This window comes from Stutzerimonas sp. NM35 (genome assembly GCF_054604355.1).
In genome coordinates this window covers 620,105-635,699 of sequence record NZ_CM137728.1, presented here as the reverse complement: position 1 = coordinate 635,699, position 15,595 = coordinate 620,105, and the positions used below count along the sequence as shown (strand labels likewise).

Genomic DNA, 15,595 nt, shown 5'->3' with positions numbered 1-15,595 from the left:
CAAAGGAATGCCGACATGGCTGAAGACATCCGTCCGGACGGGACGGTGGCGTTCCTGCCCCACCGCCTCAACCGTCACCCCGTGGTGGTGCGAGGGCTGACGGCGAATGAACTGTGGGTCTGCGCGGGATCATCGGGGATGATCGGACTCGGGAGCGGTATCCCGCTGGCCTTCATGTTCGCGACGATTGCCATCGTCCCTACGGCCATCTTGCTGGCGGTCGCCGCTGGCATTTTCATCGGTGGCGGCACGCTGCGCCGGCTCAAACGCGGCCGCCCCGAAACCTGGTTGTACCGGCAGTTGCAGTGGTGGATCGCGGTCAATCTGCCGCAGCTCGCGCCTTTCACCGATGGCCACGCACTGGTAATACGATCCGGTTACTGGACGACACGCCGGAGCAAGGCGCTGTGAGCCGGTTCAAGAACGAAGTGCTGCGGCTCGAAGCACACATCAAGACCCTGCGCATCGGGGCCAGCGCACTGGTCGTACTGGCGCTGGTTATGGGCGTCGGCTGGTGGAGCGCGCCACGCGACCTGACCATCCATGTACCGCCAGACCTGCGCTCAGGCAGTACTCGTAAATGGTGGGACGTGCCGCCTGAGAGCGTTTACGCCTTCACCTTCTACGTCTGGCAGCAGCTCCAGCGCTGGCCCACCAATGGCGACGAGGACTACCCGCGCAACCTGCATGCGCTGTCGTCCTACCTAACGCCCGCCTGCCAGGCGTTCCTGCAGCAGGACTACGAGTACCGCCGCAATGCTGGAGAGCTGCGGCAGCGCGTGCGCGGCATCTACGAGATTCCGGGCCGCGGCTACGGCGACAACCCGACGCTGCGCGTGCGCACCGTCTCCACCCGCGAGTGGGTCGTGAGCCTCGACGTCACGGCAGACGAATACTACGCCTCGGAGCAAGTCAAACGCGCGCTGGTGCGCTATCCGCTCAAGGTCCTGCGGATCGACGTCGACCCTCAGCGCAACCCGTTCGGGCTTGCCATTGACTGCTACGAGGGCGCGCCGCAGCGCATTGCCACCCCTGTCGATTCGGCGGCGCCCGCCCCCTCCCTGGAAAACATGCAATGAACCGCTTATTGCCACTCGCTCTTGCGGCGCTCGCCCTGGTTCTGTTCAGCGCCGTCCATGCCACCGAACTCCTGAGATGGGAAAGACTGCCGCTGGCCGTACCACTCGTGGTTGGCCAGGAGCGCATCGTCTTCGTCGAGCGCAATGTCCGCGTCGGCGTACCCGCATCGGTCGGTAGCCGCCTGCGCGTGCAGAGCGCCGCCGGGGCCATCTACCTGCTGGCGAGCGAGCCAATCGAACCGACCCGGCTGCAACTGCAGGACGCCGATACCGGTACCGTCATTCTGCTCGACATCGCCGCCGAACCCGAGCAGGAGGGCCAGCCACCTCTGGAGGTGGTTCGCATCATCGAGGCCGCATCATCCGACACTCAAACCGATGCAGATGACGGCAGTGCCACAGCGACCCCGCCCGTGCGGGCTACACCGCAGCCCGTCATCCTCACCCGTTACGCGGCACAGAACCTTTACGCACCGCTGCGAACCGTCGAACCCGTGCCGGGCGTCACACGCGCAACCCTGCGCCGCGACCTGCCGCTGGACAGCCTGTTGCCAACACTGCCGATACAGGCCCAGGCGCTCGCGGCATGGCGTCTGGACGACCTGTGGGTCAGTGCCGTGCGCCTGCGCAACAGCGCCTCGCACTGGCTCGACCTGGACCCGCGCGCGCTGCATGGCCAGTTCCTCACCGCAACCTTCCAGCATTCGACGCTGGGGCCGAGCGGCACACCGGACGACACCACCGTCGTCTACCTCGTCACCCGTGGACACGGGCTGGCGCAGGCCCTGCTGCCAACCATCGCGCCCGTCGATGCCTCCCTCAACCTGCCCGTGCCGCAAGATGACGGAGGTCGCTGATGCACAGCAATGGCCTGCTCAAATGGTTGATGATCCCTCTGGCGCTGCTGTTGGTGTTCCTCGGCATCAAGCTGTTCTCTGGCGGCAACGACGTTCCCGGTGCACTGGAAGAAGCTACCCGGCTCACGCCCGATGAAGCCAAAGCGCTTGGTATCGAAGGCGACACCCCACGTGACACCGTGGCAACGTTAGTCGCCCAGGTCCGTCAACTACGCACCGAGTTGCAGACAGCACTGAGCGATAACAAGGTCCAGCGCGAAGAGAACCAACGGCTGCGGCAACGCGAAGGCACCATCGACCGTCGCATCCAGAGCGCGCTCGACAGCGAACGCAATCAGTTGCATCAGGATCGGCAGCAGGTCAGCAGCGAACGGCAGAAAACCCAGGGCCTGCTCCAACAACTGCAGCAGCGGCTCGATGGCATCGACAAGGATAACCCCGCCGATCTACCGGTCGGCCTAGGCCTTGAGACGAGCGACGGCCTGGCTGGCGATACCCTGCGCTGGATCGAGCCGGAGGACCGACTCGACGACGGCAAGCAGCGCAACACCGGCAATGCCAGCAGCCCCGGCTTCCCGACCCACTTCGGGCCGGCACAGAAGACGCTGGAAACCACTGCCAGCTCCGCCGTCGACGCCGGACGCCGCGCGGCGGGTGTGCCCGAGACGACAGCCGTCTACACCGTGCCGACCAATTCGACCCTGATGGGCTCGATCTCCATGACAGCACTGATCGGCCGCGTACCGATCGACGGCACCGTCAGCGACCCGTATCCATTCAAAGTTCTGATCGGGCGGGACAACCTCACCGCGAACGGCATTGATATTCCGGATGTTGCCGGTGCTGTGGTCAGCGGCACCGCCTCGGGCGACTGGACCCTCTCCTGCGTGCGCGGGCAGATCCGTTCGGTCACGTTCGTCTTCGAGGACGGCACTATCCGCACCCTCCCGAAAGACGACGAGCGCGGCGGCCACCGCCAACAAGGCAACAACGGCAACGACCCACAGGACGGCATAGGCTGGATCAGCGACCCGCACGGCATTCCTTGCGTCAGCGGCCAACGCCGCAGCAACGCGCAGCAGTACCTGGGCACGCAAGCCCTGATCACCGCAGCCGGTGCGGGCGTCGCCTCGCTGATCGACTCCGACAGCGGTCAGGTCTCCTACATGAGCAACGACGGCTCCATCGGCACCGTAGGCATCGGCGCGAACGAGGCCATGGGCCGCATCCTTGCTGGTGGCGTGCAAGACATGTCCGCCTGGGTCAACAAGCTCTATGGTCAGGCGTTCGCAGCGGTCTACGTCAAGCCCGGCGCACGCGTCGCAGTGCATCTCGATGAACCCCTGACCATCGACTACGACCCGAAAGGACGCCGCGTCGATCACCGCCTTGGAGGCAGCTCACATGCGCAAGATCTGGATTAACAGCCTAACGCTGTTGGCCGTCGTGCTCACACTCGGCGGCTGCGCGACAAGCAAGGACGAACTACTGCCGCACGACGACAGCACCATGCTCGATATCTGGAACGTCGAGACCGGCGGCGGAACCGCTCGGCAACTGCTCGACGCGCGCCAGGCCCTGCGCCGGCCGTTGACCGAGGCCGATGTACACGCTGCGCCCATTGTGCAGGCCCGCTACACACGCACGGCCGCCAACGAGATTTACCGGCAGTTCCATCGGCTGCCGAACCCCGATCTGCTGATGTACGTGTTCCCGCACTTGGCTGGCAGCGACCCGGTGCCGGTGCCCGGCTACACCACGCTGTTCCCCCTGTACCAGCGTGTGCAGTACGCACTGCCTGGCGAACGGGTTGAGGATTACTGATGGCCTGGTCCCTGTTCAAGCACCGGCGCCAGGCCGAGGAACCCGCGCCACCTGCGGACGCCTGGGCTCGCCACGTCGCCGAGTTGCACACCCACGGCATTGCCGAACCTGGCACCGCACACGCCTCGCGTCGGCCAGCCACTCAGACCGACGAGAAGGCGCTCTACGATGTTGCGCCCTCGTTCACCGACCTGCTGCCGTGGGCCGAGTACCTGCCCCAGTCACAATGCATGCTGCTTGATGACGGCACCTCGGTGGCGGCCTTCTACGAGCTGCTCCCGGTCGGCACGGAGGGACGCGAACCCACCTGGCTGCTGCAGGTCCGTGACACGCTGGAAAACGTGCTGCAGGATGCCTTCGACGAGCTGGAGGACAACCCCTGGGTCGTGCAGCTCTACGCGCAGGACGACACCAACTGGGATCGCTACCTCGATGAGCTGCGCCACTACGTCCAGCCCCGCGCCCAAGGCAGCGCCTTCACCGAGTTCTACCTGCGCTTCTTCAGCCACCACCTGCAGGCCATCGCCAAGCCTGGCGGGCTGTTCGAGGACAACACCGTCACCCAATTGCCCTGGCGCGGGCAGACTCGGCGCACGCGGCTGGTCGTCTATCGCCGTGTCGGCCAGGCACCGCAGCGTCGTGGACAATCGCCCGAGCAGGCGCTCAATCGGGTCTGCGACCGCCTCGTCGGCGGCCTGGCCCATGCTGGCGTGCGCGCCCGGCGTCTCGGCGCGGCGGATATCCACGGCTGGCTGTTGCGCTGGTTCAATCCCCATCCAACCCAGCTCGGTAACAGCGCCGAAAACCGGGAGCGCTTCTATGCCCTGACCCGCTACCCGGACGAACAGGAGCCTGGCGAGATCGAGCTGGCCAGCGGCACCGATTTCGCACAACGGCTGTTCTTCGGCCAGCCGCGCTCGGATGCCGCCCTGGGCCAGTGGTACTTCGATGGCATGCCACACCGCGCCATCGCCGTCGACCGCCTGCGCAGCCCACCCACCACAGGGCATATCACCGGCGAAACCCGCAAGGGTGACGCGATCAACGCGCTGTTCGACCAACTGCCGGAAGACACCATCCAGTGCCTGACGCTGGTCATCACCCCGCAGGATGTGCTCGAAGCGCACCTCAACCACCTCGGTCGCAAGGCCGTGGGCGACACCTTGGCCTCGGAACAGGCCCGTGCCGATGTGCAACAGGCCCGCAGCCTGATCGGCAGCGCCCATAAGCTGTACCGAAGCGCACTCACCTTTTACCTGCGCGGCCGCGACGAGGCGGAACTGGACGCACGCGGCCTGCAACTTGGCAACGTGCTGCTCGGTGCCGGGCTGCAACCGGTACGCGAAGAAGATGAGGTCGCACCGCTCAACACCTATCTGCGCTGGCTGCCCTGCGTCTACGACCCTGCGCTGGACAAGCGCCAGTGGTACACCCAGCTGATGTTCGCCCAACACGCCGCCAACCTGGCACCGCTGTGGGGGCGCAGCCAGGGCACCGGCCACCCCGGTCTCACATTGTTCAACCGCGGCGGCGGCACCATCACCTTCGATCCGCTCAATCGCCTCGACCGGCAAATGAATGCGCACCTATTTCTTGCCGGCCCTACCGGCTCCGGCAAGTCCGCCACGCTCAACAATCTGCTCAACCAAGTTACCGCGATCTACCGACCAAGACTGTTCATCGTCGAAGCCGGCAACTCCTTTGGCCTGTACGGCGATTTCGCCGCGCGGCTGGGTCTCACCGTGCATCGTGTGAAACTCGCGCCCGCCTCGGGCGTCAGCCTCGCCCCGTTCGCCGATGCGCACCGGCTGGTGGAAACGCCCTGTCAGGTGCAAACGCTCGACGCCGATGCCTTGGATGAAGACGACGCGGCTAACGATGGCGATGAGCAGCGCGACGTCCTGGGTGAGCTGGAGATCACCGCCCGCCTAATGATCACAGGAGGAGAAGAACGCGAGGAAGCGCGCATGACGCGTGCTGATCGCAGCCTGGTTCGCCAATGCATCCTCGACGCGGCAGAGCGCTGTGTCGCCGAGCAACGCGCGGTGCTCACGCGGGACGTTCGCGATGCCCTGCGCGAGCGCAGCCGCGACACGACTTTACCCGAGGTTCGCCGTGCACGGCTGATGGAAATGGCCGATGCCATGGACATGTTCACCCAGGGCAGCGATGGCGATATGTTCGACCGCCCCGGCACGCCCTGGCCGGAAGCCGACATCACCATCGTCGACCTGGCTACCTATGCCAGGGAGGGCTACAACGCTCAGCTTTCCATCGCCTATATCTCGCTGATCAACACCGTCAACAACATCGCCGAGCGCGACCAGTTCCTGGGCCGCCCGATCATCAACGTCACCGACGAGGGGCATATCATCACCAAGAACCCATTGCTCGCCCCCTATATCGTCAAGATCACCAAGATGTGGCGCAAACTAGGGGCCTGGTTCTGGTTGGCAACGCAGAACCTGGACGATCTGCCCAAAGCCGCCGAGCCAATGCTGAACATGATGGAGTGGTGGTTGTGTATGGGCATGCCACCGGACGAGGTGGAGAAAATCGCCAAATTCCGCGAACTCACCCCGGCGCAGAAAGCCCTGATGCTCTCTGCCAGAAAGGAGATCGGCAAGTTCTCGGAAGGCGTTATCCTGTCGCGCAGCATGGAGCTATTGTTTCGCGCGGTGCCCCCCAGCCTCTATCTCGCGCTCGCCCAAACCGAGCCGGAGGAAAAGGCCGAGCGCTACCAGCTCATGCAACAGCATGGCATCAGCGAACTCGACGCCGCGCTCGAGATTGCCGAGAACATTGACCGGGCGCGCGGTATCGCCCCGCTGTCGATGGACTGGAGCATCCTGAGCAAGGTCCGTTGAAGAACTCTAAAATTAGACCAAATGTACAGGTGTAATCGGCGTTTCGCCGACTATTGAGCGATGGGAACCAAATCCTCCCGCACACCCGAACTCACGGCCAGGCGCTATCCTGGGAGCGGAACCGCCTTGGCCCAAACGCCGAATCCCGCCATTCCTACGTGCTCTGCGACGCATCAGTTAAAGCGACACTTAAACCGGACGAATCAGTTTCCGATTCTTTGTCGTGCTTGAGTTAGAACCCGATAATCCCAGAGGGAAAAGTCAGATAAATATGGGATTGGTCGAAATTGGCCGGGATTTGATGGGATGGAATATGCAAAGGGATTGCGAAAGACGCAAGGGGGATCGAGGCGTCCCTGCCTCGGTGGTTAGCAGTCTTCGTTGCCGTCCTCGGGCGGGGCGAACAGGTCGTGTTGGTTGCGGGCGATGGTGGCCAGGCGCATCCGTTTGACGACCCGGTAGACGTACTGCACAGACACGCCGTGCTTGGCCGCCACCTCGCTATGGTTGCGCCCGGTCCAGTCATCGTAGATCTGTTGATGCAGCTTCGACGCCTGGACGCTCACCCCCTTCGGTATGTACACCACCTGCCCGCCCCACAGATGGGCGAAGAGCATCGTGATCTCCACGCTCGCCGCCTCAGCCAGCTCGGCGGTTACCCCCAGGCTTTCCTGCAGCGCTTTCGCGATAGGCTCAACGGCCTCGGTTAGCAAGTCGCCACCACGCATAGTGCTCATTTTTCAGTCCTCCCCACCCACTTTTTAAGATGCTCGATCACCCGGCTGGCCTGATCGACATTCAACCATTGCAGCGCCGCGACCTTGGTTCGGTTTTTGACGAAGGTCGCCAGCGCCGCCTCAGACGGGTCGCGCACTTCGCCTTGGTCGTGCAGCTGCAGCCAGAGAGAGCGGATTTTCTTGGCCTGCTCGCTGTCGGCCAGCGGGCGAGATTGCTTGTTTGGACGAACCGTGAAGCCGCGCTTCTTTAGGTGTTCCAAAACCCGCTCCAGATTTGGAATGCTCAGGTCGGCAGTGGATGTGGTGCCACCCAAGCCCTTCATGCCTGCCAGCATCAGACGATAGGTCTCGTCGTCCATGCCCAGATCCCGGCGGCCAACGTGGATCAGCTTGATCAGGCGCAGTCGGTTTGCAGTTGTCACGCGCGATCTCCCATAAGTGCGGCGAGGCGGCGCTCGCCTTCTTCCTTCGTGATGATCTTGAGCATTACATCGCCCTCGATTCGCCCGATCTGCTCCTGGATGATTTGCTGCGGGGTTTGCCCCTTGTGTGCCTTCGCTGGCGCAACATGCTGTGCCTGGCGCGCCAGCTGCGGATCGCTGGCAATCCCGAACACCACAGCCCGGAGGTAGTGGTGGTTGTCGAGAGGCAGTGTCAGCCGATCACGTTGAGCCAGCATCTGGTCGATGCCAGCAACCCACAGCGCCGGGCTGGCCGGCTTGCGTTCGCTGGTGCGTGCATCACGGGTGACGCTGCCTTCTTTTATAAGCACCGTCAGCTCTTCGATCAGCTTGATTGCCCGCGATGTGCGCAGCCCTCGCTTGGCCGGGCTGAACAGGCGCAGGTACGCCAGCACAGCCCGGCCAAGCTTCGGCTCCATTTCCGCAAACTGAGCGGCCAGGCGCTTGCCTTCGTCATCCGCGAAACCCGACTCCAGAGGGTACTGCTCTCCGCAGCAAGGGCACTGAATTCGCACGGTTTCAGGCCTCCGCAGTCAGCAGCGCGCGCGGCTTATGGCCAACCGCCTGATGAAGCTGCGCGGACTTCCCGGCCAGGTAGCCGGCCTCGGCAGCGCCTTCGTCGCGGGCCTTGAGCTTGCGGCGTTTGAGTTCCGCTTTGCCCAGGTTGGGATAGTGCTTCGCCATATAGGCTTCGATGGCCTCGGCGATGTTGTCCTCTACGCCGGCAAACTCATCGACCTTGTGGTACACCGCATCAATCCAGCCATTGGCGAAGTGGTCGCCACGGGCCACCTTCGTCGAGCGCTTGCAGCGTTTGTTATTCGGAGACTTCAGGAAGTCGCGGCGAGCCTTCTGCAACTGCCGCTCCAGCACCTGGTAGGCATAGCCAGACAACTCTGGGGCTGCCGCGCAGCCTACGAAGATGAAAGCTCCGACGACCTCCAGGTGCTGTGTAACAGTCGAGGAAATGATGAGCCGGGTGCCAAAAGCGTGAGCGCAGACCTGAGCCAGGCGCACGCGCCAAGCAGGCGGCTTTCCGTCTGATCCGGCCTCGATGGTCACCTTGCCGGCCATCGAGGCCAGCACGTCCCCCATCTCCAGGCTGTAGACATCCATCAGCTTGCGTGCCTGACGAAGCGCGATCTCCGCTTCGTTGGCATTGGCGGTCTTCGACTTTGCCATCTCCAGGCATTTCTTGATCTTTTCGAGAATCCGATCCTGGCTCATCTCAAACCCCCGCCACATCAAGGCTGATGGCCTTGTATTCGTCCGTTTCGCCGACCCGCTCATAGAGGCGGATGTAGCTCTTCGAGCCGATCACCTGGCATGCCTCGCCGATGGCCAGCATTGCGCGCTGCCAGCGCTCGTCCTGAATTTCCAGACGGCGCAGCGCCAAGACCCTGGCGGTGCGAATCTCGCCTTTGATATCCGTGCGGAACGCATCGTTGACAAGGGTGACCACTTCAGGGCGCGCGCCCTCGGTCCATTCACGAAGGCATTCATCAATCAAGGCGCGCGCAGCCTGCAGGCGCTCATCGAGCACAATGCTCTCCTGGACGGCCAGTTGGATCTTGTAACGACCATCGAACGAAAACAGCGTGACGTTGCCTTTCTTGCCGCCGAGCTTGGCGCCGTACTGCTCGAAGGACATTTCGATGAAAGCCTTGATGTCGCCGAACGCAACCGCCTTGAATTCGGCTAGCTCACTGCTCAACTCACTGGCCCGGTCAACCAGATGTAGCACGAGACTGTCGCGCTCCAGGTCGATGGGCTTGATCATGCTTTCAGGGATCAAGCGTCCCTGGGCGTCCTGGCGGTAACCAGCTGGAATTTGGGCTTGCTGGGTCTCAGCCATGGCTCTGCTCCCCGTGTTGCTCTGCATTGCGGTCGGCGAGGATCTGGTTGCTCAGTTGCGCGGCGCGGCGCAGCAGCTCGTCGAGTTGCTCCTCCAAGGACTGCGAACTGTTTTCGGCAACGAAGGATTGCTCCAGTCGCTGGATGATCTCGCTGTTCATGCTGCGGCGGCTCACCAGCGCCATGTCGGCGATGCGGCTGCGCATACCGTCTGGCAGGCGGATAACAAACTTCTCGGCGGTGCGGGATTTGTAATCAGCCATGAGCCACCTCCACGGCACGCGACACGAGCGGCTGCCGATTGCGCAGGTAGTCCTGCGCCAACTGATCGACGCACTGGGTAACCAGTTGGCTATCGCCCGCCAGGTGGGCCTCCACGATCACCAGGCAGCGCTCGGTGAGCTGGCTGGAAACGTGGGTGAGCGAGTCCAGGCGCTGGGCCATGTTGATCAGCTGGGAATTGACGTCTCCCAGAGCGGCGCGCAACTCGGCGGCGCTGGCCTGTGGGTCGGGATTGATGAGCGTAAAACCGATGATCATCACGCAGCCCTCACCAGATTGTTGGGAAGCGCCTCCAGCTCGGCGGCGCGGATACGGGCAAAGCGGTAGCTGCGGGCAAAGGCCAGGACGCACTCGCCCTGGCATACCCGCCACATCCCGCCGACTCGACGAATCTGCAAAGAAGTGATGCTCATGACTCACACCTCCTCAGCGCGCAGAGAAGCTGCGACCAGCTCGCCGCTGATCTTGGCTTCGTGGATCTTCACGGCCAGGTTCATCGCACCGGAAACCAGGTTGTTCACTGCCAGCGGATAGCACAGCGATTTGACCTTCACCTCGCGCGCCGCACCGCGCCCCGTCGTCTCGCTCATGCGCAGGCGGTTGCGAATTTCATCGAATGCGCTGGGCTCGAAAACGGCTGAGCTGTCCACGCCTGCGCGGGCGAACTTGAGCTTGAGGTAGGCCTCGATGTGGTTGTCCAGCGGCTTAAGCCTGACCAGCTCGCAGCGCTGCACGACCTCGCGGACGGTGGGGTTGTACTCGGAGAGCTTGTCGCCCAGCTCGGTCTGGCCGATCAGGATGAAGGCCAGCAGCTTCTTGAAGCCGGCCTGCAGCTCATAGAAGCGCTTCAAATGCTTGAGCGTGGTGATCGGCAGATCATGCGCCTCCTCGATAATCACCACGTGGCGGCGCCCGGCCTGGGCGCTGGCCAGCAGCAGCTCGTGCATCTGGCGCGAGCGATCTTCCTGCGACCGGCGCGGCTTAACGCTGGGGTCGATGCAGCGGATGATGGCCGAGGTGATATCCAGGCTCTTCAGCGGCTTGCCCTTCACGTTGTCATCCGAGCTGGCCAGCACATACGGCTCAATCACCGTGATCGGCTCGCGGTTGGCCATGATCCACTCCGCCAGATCCTGCCGCAGGGTGGATTTACCGGCACCGGACTCCCCAACCACCGCCAACATCCCTCCATGCTTGGCGGTCTGCCGGATGGCCTGGCGCACATAGCGAATGTCGTCCGAGAGAAAAACGTCTTCCTCACTCTGCATTTCGTCGGTGAATGGGTCACAGGGAAGGCGGAAGTGCTCCTTGGCCTGGCGTGTCAGCGTGTTTTTTCGTAGTAGCATGTGCTTGCTCTCTTTGCTGTTGGCATCGTTGAGTACCGATGCGGCGCGATCCGCCAAGACTGTTGCTGCATCGGTTTCTTCCATATCGAACAGGTCCAGGACCTGCTCATCATTCGCCCCGCGAGCCTGCAGCAACGCCTTGATCTGACGCTCCAGCGCTGCCCGCTCCAGGGTTTTTGGCCACAGGTCGTGATTGACCAGTTGAGCCATGGCCGATTGGCTGATTGGCTGCCCATCGGCCTTTGTAATTGCCTCAGCCATCTCCTTCTGAGAAATGGCCAGCTGCAACATCACCCCCTTCAGCTTCATCACCCGCATGACGCCCCCCTACACAGCCCGCAGGCCGCTTGTCCCCGTTGCGGCAGGCACGGCTGCCGGCCGGTTGAATTGCTCAATCAATGCGCAGACCTGGTCCTCCGGCACGCCATCCTTGAAGGTGTTGCGCAGCCAGGTGTTCTCCTGCGCGGTCAGGTCGCGGCCAATGGCCTCCGCGATCCGCAGCATGGCCTGCATGCCCGAGAGCTTCGGCGCATCGTTGCGCAGGTGTTCCGGCGTCTCGATGGCGCTGCCTTCGCGCTGCAGGTAGGTCGGATGCTCGACCTGCTTGAGGTGCCCGTGCGCATCCAGCGCGCCACCGAATGGCGTAACGCTTCTCGCCCGTGCCGCCTTTGCGTCCTGCTCGGGATAGGCCAGCTCGTCCATCGCCTTCGCCGCCTGCTCGATAGCCGTCTCCGGCAGCGCCTTGTATTCCTGGCCGGGTATGGCGGCATCCAGGCGTTGGCCAAACTGGTCGTAGCCGCGCACCGGCTCCACGCGGTAGGTCAGCATCTCGCCGTCATAGCGCGGCGCCTCGATCTGGATCGCGCAGTCGCCGTACACCAGGGCGCGCACGCTGACCTTGGATTTCACCGTGATGCCATCCAGCCCGCGCAGGTCGTACTGCATCGAGCGCTCGGCATCGACATGCTTGAAGCTGATGCACATATCCGCGCCGACCGTCCGCTCCACCTCGCGGCTGATGGGCTGCGCACCGATGCGTCGAAGCGCTACGAGATCTGGGACAAGCACGGCAACAAGAGCTACATCAACACCGGCGCCACCGCCCCGGCCAACGGCTGGACTGTCAGCCTGTCGGCCAATGCCGGTACTGATCACGACCTCGGCCCGCTGTTCGTGCCAGCCACCACCGACACCACCGAGGCCAACGGCACCACCGCTGACTACAGCTACGCGAACCCCAGCTGCGTGGCGTATCACGGTGGCTACTACGGCTACGGCTCGAACGCCGGCCTGTTCTATCTGTACGTCAGCCACGCCGCGTCGCACGCGTACGCGAGCATCGGCGGCCGCCTCGCAAAGGTGTGATGAATCCTGTCACCTGGGTCATGTAACGGGGCCAGCCCGCCGAGCGGGCGCCCCTTTAGGAGTTTTGCAAAATGATGAAGATCGAAAACGCCGTGCTGATCGTGGGCGCTGTCAGCGTCAACCTGCCGCTGCTGGGCACCGATGCGGCGGTGCGCGCCTGGCGCGTGCCTGCCGAGTACCGCGAAAACGGCCTGTTCGTTGCGATTGATCAGCCGGGCCAGCCCGGCGAGATCCCCGCCTGCGATCCGCAGCAGGCCGAATACTTGGGCGCCCTGGAATACCCCGCCGCCGAGACCGAAGCGCTGCGCGACGCCAAGGCCCGCAAGCTAGCTGAGATCAACCAGCACTGCGAGGCCTCGCTCGCCGCCCTGGCGGCGCCGTACCCCGAGGGCGAGGTCAAGAGCTGGCCGCAGCAAGTCAAGGAAGCCGAAGCCCTGGCGCTCGATGCCGATACCCCCGTGCCGCTGCTCGATGCCATCGCCGCCGCCCGTGGGCTGACCGTCATCGACCTGGCTGGCCGCGTCACGGCCAAGATGCAGGCCTACGCCGAGCACAGCGGCGCACTGATCGGCCGCCGCCAGGCCGCAGAAGATCAGATCGAGGCCGCCACTACGCTGCCCGAACTGGAGGCCATCACATGGTGAAGCGCCTGCGCATGATCGGCCTCTGGCTGCTCTGCGCCCTGGCGGGCATCGTCGCCAGCGCCTGGATGCTGCTGGCCGTACTGGCCGGCAGCGACCGCGCCTGGAAACTCGCCATCGCGCACGACCAGCTGGCCAACGCCGCGTTCGGCGGCGACGAGGACGAGACCATCAGCTCGCGCGCCGCCAAGGCCGCGAAAGGCGGCGAGCGGTGGGGCTGCGTGCTCTGCAAGCTGCTCGACAAGCTCGACCCTGGCCACTGCGAACGAAGCATCGAGCACGACGAGGGGAAGCCGCTGCCGTGAGTGATGCGCACCTGGTCCTGCTGACCAAGCTCGAGGAGCTGGACGCCTACACGCACACCGTGCTGCACCAGTTCCCGAAACTGGAGCGGCACCTGCTCTGCGCCGACCTGCGCGCCACCACCAACCGTCTGCTGCGGCTGACGGTGGTCGCCTGGAAGCGCAAGCAGAAGACCGCCGCGCTGTTCGACTTGGACGTCGAACTGGAGGTTTGCCGCGGGCTTGTCCGAAAGGCGCACCGCCTGAGCTACATCAACACCCGCCGGCTGGATATCTGGATGCGCCACATCAACGAGATCGGCCGCATCGTCGGCGCCTGGATCAAGCACGAGGGCGCCGCAACACGCAAATAGCAACATTGGGCAATGGCTTATTACGGTGGCAACTACGGCAACGGCTCGAACGCCGGCCTGTTCTATCTGAACGTCAACAACGCCGCGTCGAACGCGAACGCGAACATCGGCGGCCGCCTCGCAAACGACTATCGCCAGCAGGCGCCAGGCTCACGGGCCAGCGTCCAGCGCGTTTCCTTTGGGGCCATTGTCCAGACCATGTTGTCAAAGATTTACAGGGCGTCGCGGCTAGTAGCCCCGGCCAACGTGGCGGCGCCCGCCCTATCCCTCGCATGAGGTAAGGTTTCTGCTGTGCCTGTTACAACCGCTGGCCTATGGGGCCAGATCACCAGTTTCGAGAATCTTTACGCCGCCTACCTGGAAGCCCGGCGCGGCAAGCGCGAGCGCGGCTCGGTGCTGCGCTTCTCTGCCAACGTTGAGGAGAATCTGGTCAACCTGCAGAATCACCTGCTGTGGAAGAGCTGGCGACCCGGCAAACAGCGCGAATTCGTTGTAAAGGAGCCTAAGCTGCGGCTGATTCAGGCGCCGCCCTTCGCCGATCGCGTCATTCATCACGCCCTTGTTCGCGTGGTCGAGCCGCTGTTCGAGCGCAAATTCATCCATGACTCCTACGCCTGTCGCGTCGGCAAAGGCACCCAAGCGGCTGTCGCCCGCGCGCAACACTTCCTGCGCGTAGCCAAGCGCAACCACGGCCCCGGCTGCTACGTGCTCAAGGCCGATATCAGCAAGTTCTTCGCCAGCATCCGCCACGCCGCGCTGCTGCGCGAGATCGAGCGCACCGTGCGCGACCCCGACGCCCTCTGGCTATGGCGCCAGATCATCGCAGGCTACGGCCACGAAGCTGGCATCGGCTTGCCGGTCGGCGCACTGACCAGCCAGCTCGGCGCCAACGTCCTGCTGAACCACCTCGATCACGTCGCCAAGGATCAACTGGGCATCAAGTACTACGTGCGCTACATGGATGACTTCATCGCCGTGCTGCCGAACAAGGCTGCTGCCGCCGAGGCCATGCGCGCGCTGTCCGCTACGGCCAACAGCCTATGCCTGGCGATGAACCCCAAGACCGCGATCCATCCCTGGCAGCGCGGTCTCGACTTCTGCGGCTACCGCATCTGGCCCACCCACATCCTGCCGCGCAAACGCAACATCAAACGCGCTAAAGCATCGTTCCGGCAGCTGGCTGCGCAGTACGCCAGGGGTGATGTTGATCAGGAGCATGTCCGGCAGCGGGTGAGCAGCTTCCTGGCATACAGCAAGCACTGCCAGGCGAGAAGGACGGTGGAAGGAGTATTGGGCGACTTGCGTCTAGTGAGGTCGGAGTCGGCGCGGCAGACTATCGCCCCTTGAGATATCGTTGCATCCGTTGCAACGTGCGCTGATCTGAGTTATTGCACTCGGTCAGCGCGAATTTTCGCGCGCGGCGTCACGTGCTCAGAGCCATGCTGCGCTCAACTGACGTTGCAAGTCGGTAGCCACGGTCCTCAAGGCTACGGCGCCGCGTTGCCGCGCTGACCACTCCCGTTCGCCTTGCATCCCTGTGCGAACAGCCACCGCCAAGGCGTTGGCGGATGCCATGCTCATCCAGACACCACAACCATCGTCCCCGGAGGGAAAACCCTCCATGGGC

The 15,595-nt window shown here is 63.7% G+C and carries 22 protein-coding genes; 12 read left to right on the top strand and 10 right to left on the bottom strand.

Going from position 1 to position 15,595, the window contains the following annotated elements; translation table 11 throughout:
* The first annotated feature begins 15 nt into the window (after positions 1-15).
* The 6 genes from ACYCFC_RS03050 to ACYCFC_RS03025 are packed head-to-tail and all read left to right on the top strand — an operon-like array spanning position 16 to position 6,627.
* On the top strand, positions 16-411 hold the full coding sequence (locus ACYCFC_RS03050) for a TIGR03750 family conjugal transfer protein (RefSeq protein WP_153375564.1): 396 nt from the start codon (positions 16-18) through the stop codon (positions 409-411).
* Complete coding sequence (locus ACYCFC_RS03045) at positions 408-1,079, top strand: PFL_4703 family integrating conjugative element protein (RefSeq protein WP_181067687.1); 672 nt, start codon at positions 408-410, stop codon at positions 1,077-1,079. The genes ACYCFC_RS03050 and ACYCFC_RS03045 overlap by 4 nt, the downstream gene beginning before the upstream one ends.
* Positions 1,076-1,936: a TIGR03749 family integrating conjugative element protein gene (locus ACYCFC_RS03040; RefSeq protein ID WP_301584446.1), complete on the top strand. Its 861-nt coding sequence runs from the start codon at positions 1,076-1,078 to the stop codon at positions 1,934-1,936. Before ACYCFC_RS03045 ends, ACYCFC_RS03040 begins: the two co-directional genes overlap by 4 nt.
* Positions 1,936-3,360 (top strand): TIGR03752 family integrating conjugative element protein, encoded by a 1,425-nt coding sequence (locus ACYCFC_RS03035; RefSeq protein WP_301636675.1) that lies wholly within the window; start codon positions 1,936-1,938, stop codon positions 3,358-3,360. Before ACYCFC_RS03040 ends, ACYCFC_RS03035 begins: the two co-directional genes overlap by 1 nt.
* On the top strand, positions 3,341-3,760 hold the full coding sequence (locus ACYCFC_RS03030) for a TIGR03751 family conjugal transfer lipoprotein (RefSeq protein WP_181067684.1): 420 nt from the start codon (positions 3,341-3,343) through the stop codon (positions 3,758-3,760). The genes ACYCFC_RS03035 and ACYCFC_RS03030 overlap by 20 nt, the downstream gene beginning before the upstream one ends.
* Positions 3,760-6,627 (top strand): conjugative transfer ATPase, encoded by a 2,868-nt coding sequence (locus ACYCFC_RS03025; protein WP_301636674.1) that lies wholly within the window; start codon positions 3,760-3,762, stop codon positions 6,625-6,627. The genes ACYCFC_RS03030 and ACYCFC_RS03025 overlap by 1 nt, the downstream gene beginning before the upstream one ends.
* A 368-nt stretch (positions 6,628-6,995) precedes the next feature.
* Here the strand turns inward: ACYCFC_RS03025 and ACYCFC_RS03020 are convergent, their stop codons facing one another.
* From ACYCFC_RS03020 to ACYCFC_RS02975, 10 genes are read right to left on the bottom strand one after another with little or no spacing between them, the layout of a single operon-like run.
* Positions 6,996-7,364 carry a Mor transcription activator family protein gene (locus ACYCFC_RS03020; RefSeq protein WP_459653115.1) on the bottom strand — a complete coding sequence of 123 codons (369 nt, stop codon included), beginning with the start codon at positions 7,362-7,364 and terminating at the stop codon, positions 6,996-6,998.
* On the bottom strand, positions 7,361-7,786 hold the full coding sequence (locus tag ACYCFC_RS03015) for a gp16 family protein (RefSeq protein ID WP_459653114.1): 426 nt from the start codon (positions 7,784-7,786) through the stop codon (positions 7,361-7,363). The genes ACYCFC_RS03020 and ACYCFC_RS03015 overlap by 4 nt, the downstream gene beginning before the upstream one ends.
* Positions 7,783-8,340 (bottom strand): hypothetical protein, encoded by a 558-nt coding sequence (locus tag ACYCFC_RS03010; protein ID WP_459653113.1) that lies wholly within the window; start codon positions 8,338-8,340, stop codon positions 7,783-7,785. Before ACYCFC_RS03010 ends, ACYCFC_RS03015 begins: the two co-directional genes overlap by 4 nt.
* A 4-nt stretch (positions 8,341-8,344) precedes the next feature.
* Positions 8,345-9,052, bottom strand: a complete 708-nt coding sequence (locus ACYCFC_RS03005; protein ID WP_459653112.1) for a DUF2786 domain-containing protein — start codon at positions 9,050-9,052, stop codon at positions 8,345-8,347.
* Between the two features lies 1 nt (position 9,053).
* Entirely contained in the window at positions 9,054-9,680 is a 627-nt protein-coding gene (locus ACYCFC_RS03000) for a DUF3164 family protein (protein WP_459653111.1), read from the bottom strand.
* Positions 9,673-9,942 (bottom strand): Arc family DNA-binding protein, encoded by a 270-nt coding sequence (locus ACYCFC_RS02995; RefSeq protein WP_459653110.1) that lies wholly within the window; start codon positions 9,940-9,942, stop codon positions 9,673-9,675. The genes ACYCFC_RS03000 and ACYCFC_RS02995 overlap by 8 nt, the downstream gene beginning before the upstream one ends.
* Positions 9,935-10,219, bottom strand: a complete 285-nt coding sequence (locus tag ACYCFC_RS02990) for a hypothetical protein (RefSeq protein WP_459653109.1) — start codon at positions 10,217-10,219, stop codon at positions 9,935-9,937. Before ACYCFC_RS02990 ends, ACYCFC_RS02995 begins: the two co-directional genes overlap by 8 nt.
* The gene (locus tag ACYCFC_RS02985; RefSeq protein WP_459653108.1) at positions 10,219-10,374 is read right to left on the bottom strand and encodes a hypothetical protein; all 156 of its coding nucleotides are present in this window, start codon (positions 10,372-10,374) and stop codon (positions 10,219-10,221) included. The genes ACYCFC_RS02990 and ACYCFC_RS02985 overlap by 1 nt, the downstream gene beginning before the upstream one ends.
* A gap of 3 nt (positions 10,375-10,377) precedes the next feature.
* Entirely contained in the window at positions 10,378-11,625 is a 1,248-nt protein-coding gene (locus ACYCFC_RS02980) for an ExeA family protein (RefSeq protein WP_459653107.1), read from the bottom strand.
* A 9-nt stretch (positions 11,626-11,634) separates the two neighbouring features.
* Positions 11,635-12,291: a hypothetical protein gene (locus ACYCFC_RS02975; protein WP_459653106.1), complete on the bottom strand. Its 657-nt coding sequence runs from the start codon at positions 12,289-12,291 to the stop codon at positions 11,635-11,637.
* On the opposite strand from ACYCFC_RS02975, the gene ACYCFC_RS02970 reads away from it, so the two are divergent.
* The 6 genes from ACYCFC_RS02970 to ACYCFC_RS02945 all read left to right on the top strand — a co-directional run bounded on the left by ACYCFC_RS02970 (position 12,271) and on the right by ACYCFC_RS02945 (position 15,315).
* Positions 12,271-12,672, top strand: a complete 402-nt coding sequence (locus tag ACYCFC_RS02970) for a hypothetical protein (RefSeq protein WP_459653105.1) — start codon at positions 12,271-12,273, stop codon at positions 12,670-12,672. The genes ACYCFC_RS02975 and ACYCFC_RS02970 overlap by 21 nt on opposite strands.
* Before the next feature lie 71 nt (positions 12,673-12,743).
* Positions 12,744-13,316, top strand: coding sequence for a hypothetical protein (locus ACYCFC_RS02965; RefSeq protein ID WP_459653104.1), 573 nt, complete (start codon positions 12,744-12,746; stop codon positions 13,314-13,316).
* Positions 13,310-13,618, top strand: a complete 309-nt coding sequence (locus tag ACYCFC_RS02960; RefSeq protein WP_459653103.1) for a hypothetical protein — start codon at positions 13,310-13,312, stop codon at positions 13,616-13,618. The genes ACYCFC_RS02965 and ACYCFC_RS02960 overlap by 7 nt, the downstream gene beginning before the upstream one ends.
* On the top strand, positions 13,615-13,968 hold the full coding sequence (gene avd, locus ACYCFC_RS02955; protein ID WP_459653102.1) for a diversity-generating retroelement protein Avd: 354 nt from the start codon (positions 13,615-13,617) through the stop codon (positions 13,966-13,968). Before ACYCFC_RS02960 ends, avd begins: the two co-directional genes overlap by 4 nt.
* Positions 13,969-13,980: 12 nt before the next feature.
* The gene (locus tag ACYCFC_RS02950) at positions 13,981-14,244 is read left to right on the top strand and encodes a hypothetical protein (protein WP_459653101.1); all 264 of its coding nucleotides are present in this window, start codon (positions 13,981-13,983) and stop codon (positions 14,242-14,244) included.
* Positions 14,245-14,259: 15 nt separating this feature from the next.
* Positions 14,260-15,315, top strand: coding sequence for a reverse transcriptase domain-containing protein (locus ACYCFC_RS02945; protein ID WP_459653100.1), 1,056 nt, complete (start codon positions 14,260-14,262; stop codon positions 15,313-15,315).
* The last annotated feature ends 280 nt before the right edge of the window (positions 15,316-15,595 follow it).

What these genes read in the sequence shown, in the direction of transcription:
- ACYCFC_RS03020 (WP_459653115.1), bottom strand. Translation starts at nt 7,364, where the DNA reads ATGAGCACTATGCGTGGTGGCGACTTGCTAACCGAGGCCGTTGAGCCT.
- ACYCFC_RS02980 (WP_459653107.1), bottom strand. Translation starts at nt 11,625, where the DNA reads ATGCGGGTGATGAAGCTGAAGGGGGTGATGTTGCAGCTGGCCATTTCT.
- ACYCFC_RS02965 (WP_459653104.1), top strand. Translation starts at nt 12,744, where the DNA reads ATGATGAAGATCGAAAACGCCGTGCTGATCGTGGGCGCTGTCAGCGTC.
- ACYCFC_RS02960 (WP_459653103.1), top strand. Translation starts at nt 13,310, where the DNA reads ATGGTGAAGCGCCTGCGCATGATCGGCCTCTGGCTGCTCTGCGCCCTG.
- ACYCFC_RS02950 (WP_459653101.1), top strand. Translation starts at nt 13,981, where the DNA reads ATGGCTTATTACGGTGGCAACTACGGCAACGGCTCGAACGCCGGCCTG.
- ACYCFC_RS02990 (WP_459653109.1), bottom strand. Translation starts at nt 10,219, where the DNA reads ATGATCATCGGTTTTACGCTCATCAATCCCGACCCACAGGCCAGCGCC.
- ACYCFC_RS03050 (WP_153375564.1), top strand. Translation starts at nt 16, where the DNA reads ATGGCTGAAGACATCCGTCCGGACGGGACGGTGGCGTTCCTGCCCCAC.
- ACYCFC_RS03025 (WP_301636674.1), top strand. Translation starts at nt 3,760, where the DNA reads ATGGCCTGGTCCCTGTTCAAGCACCGGCGCCAGGCCGAGGAACCCGCG.
- ACYCFC_RS03000 (WP_459653111.1), bottom strand. Translation starts at nt 9,680, where the DNA reads ATGGCTGAGACCCAGCAAGCCCAAATTCCAGCTGGTTACCGCCAGGAC.
- ACYCFC_RS03035 (WP_301636675.1), top strand. Translation starts at nt 1,936, where the DNA reads ATGCACAGCAATGGCCTGCTCAAATGGTTGATGATCCCTCTGGCGCTG.
- ACYCFC_RS03005 (WP_459653112.1), bottom strand. Translation starts at nt 9,052, where the DNA reads ATGAGCCAGGATCGGATTCTCGAAAAGATCAAGAAATGCCTGGAGATG.
- ACYCFC_RS03030 (WP_181067684.1), top strand. Translation starts at nt 3,341, where the DNA reads ATGCGCAAGATCTGGATTAACAGCCTAACGCTGTTGGCCGTCGTGCTC.
- ACYCFC_RS03040 (WP_301584446.1), top strand. Translation starts at nt 1,076, where the DNA reads ATGAACCGCTTATTGCCACTCGCTCTTGCGGCGCTCGCCCTGGTTCTG.
- ACYCFC_RS02975 (WP_459653106.1), bottom strand. Translation starts at nt 12,291, where the DNA reads ATGTGCATCAGCTTCAAGCATGTCGATGCCGAGCGCTCGATGCAGTAC.
- ACYCFC_RS02995 (WP_459653110.1), bottom strand. Translation starts at nt 9,942, where the DNA reads ATGGCTGATTACAAATCCCGCACCGCCGAGAAGTTTGTTATCCGCCTG.
- ACYCFC_RS02970 (WP_459653105.1), top strand. Translation starts at nt 12,271, where the DNA reads ATGCTTGAAGCTGATGCACATATCCGCGCCGACCGTCCGCTCCACCTC.
- ACYCFC_RS02985 (WP_459653108.1), bottom strand. Translation starts at nt 10,374, where the DNA reads ATGAGCATCACTTCTTTGCAGATTCGTCGAGTCGGCGGGATGTGGCGG.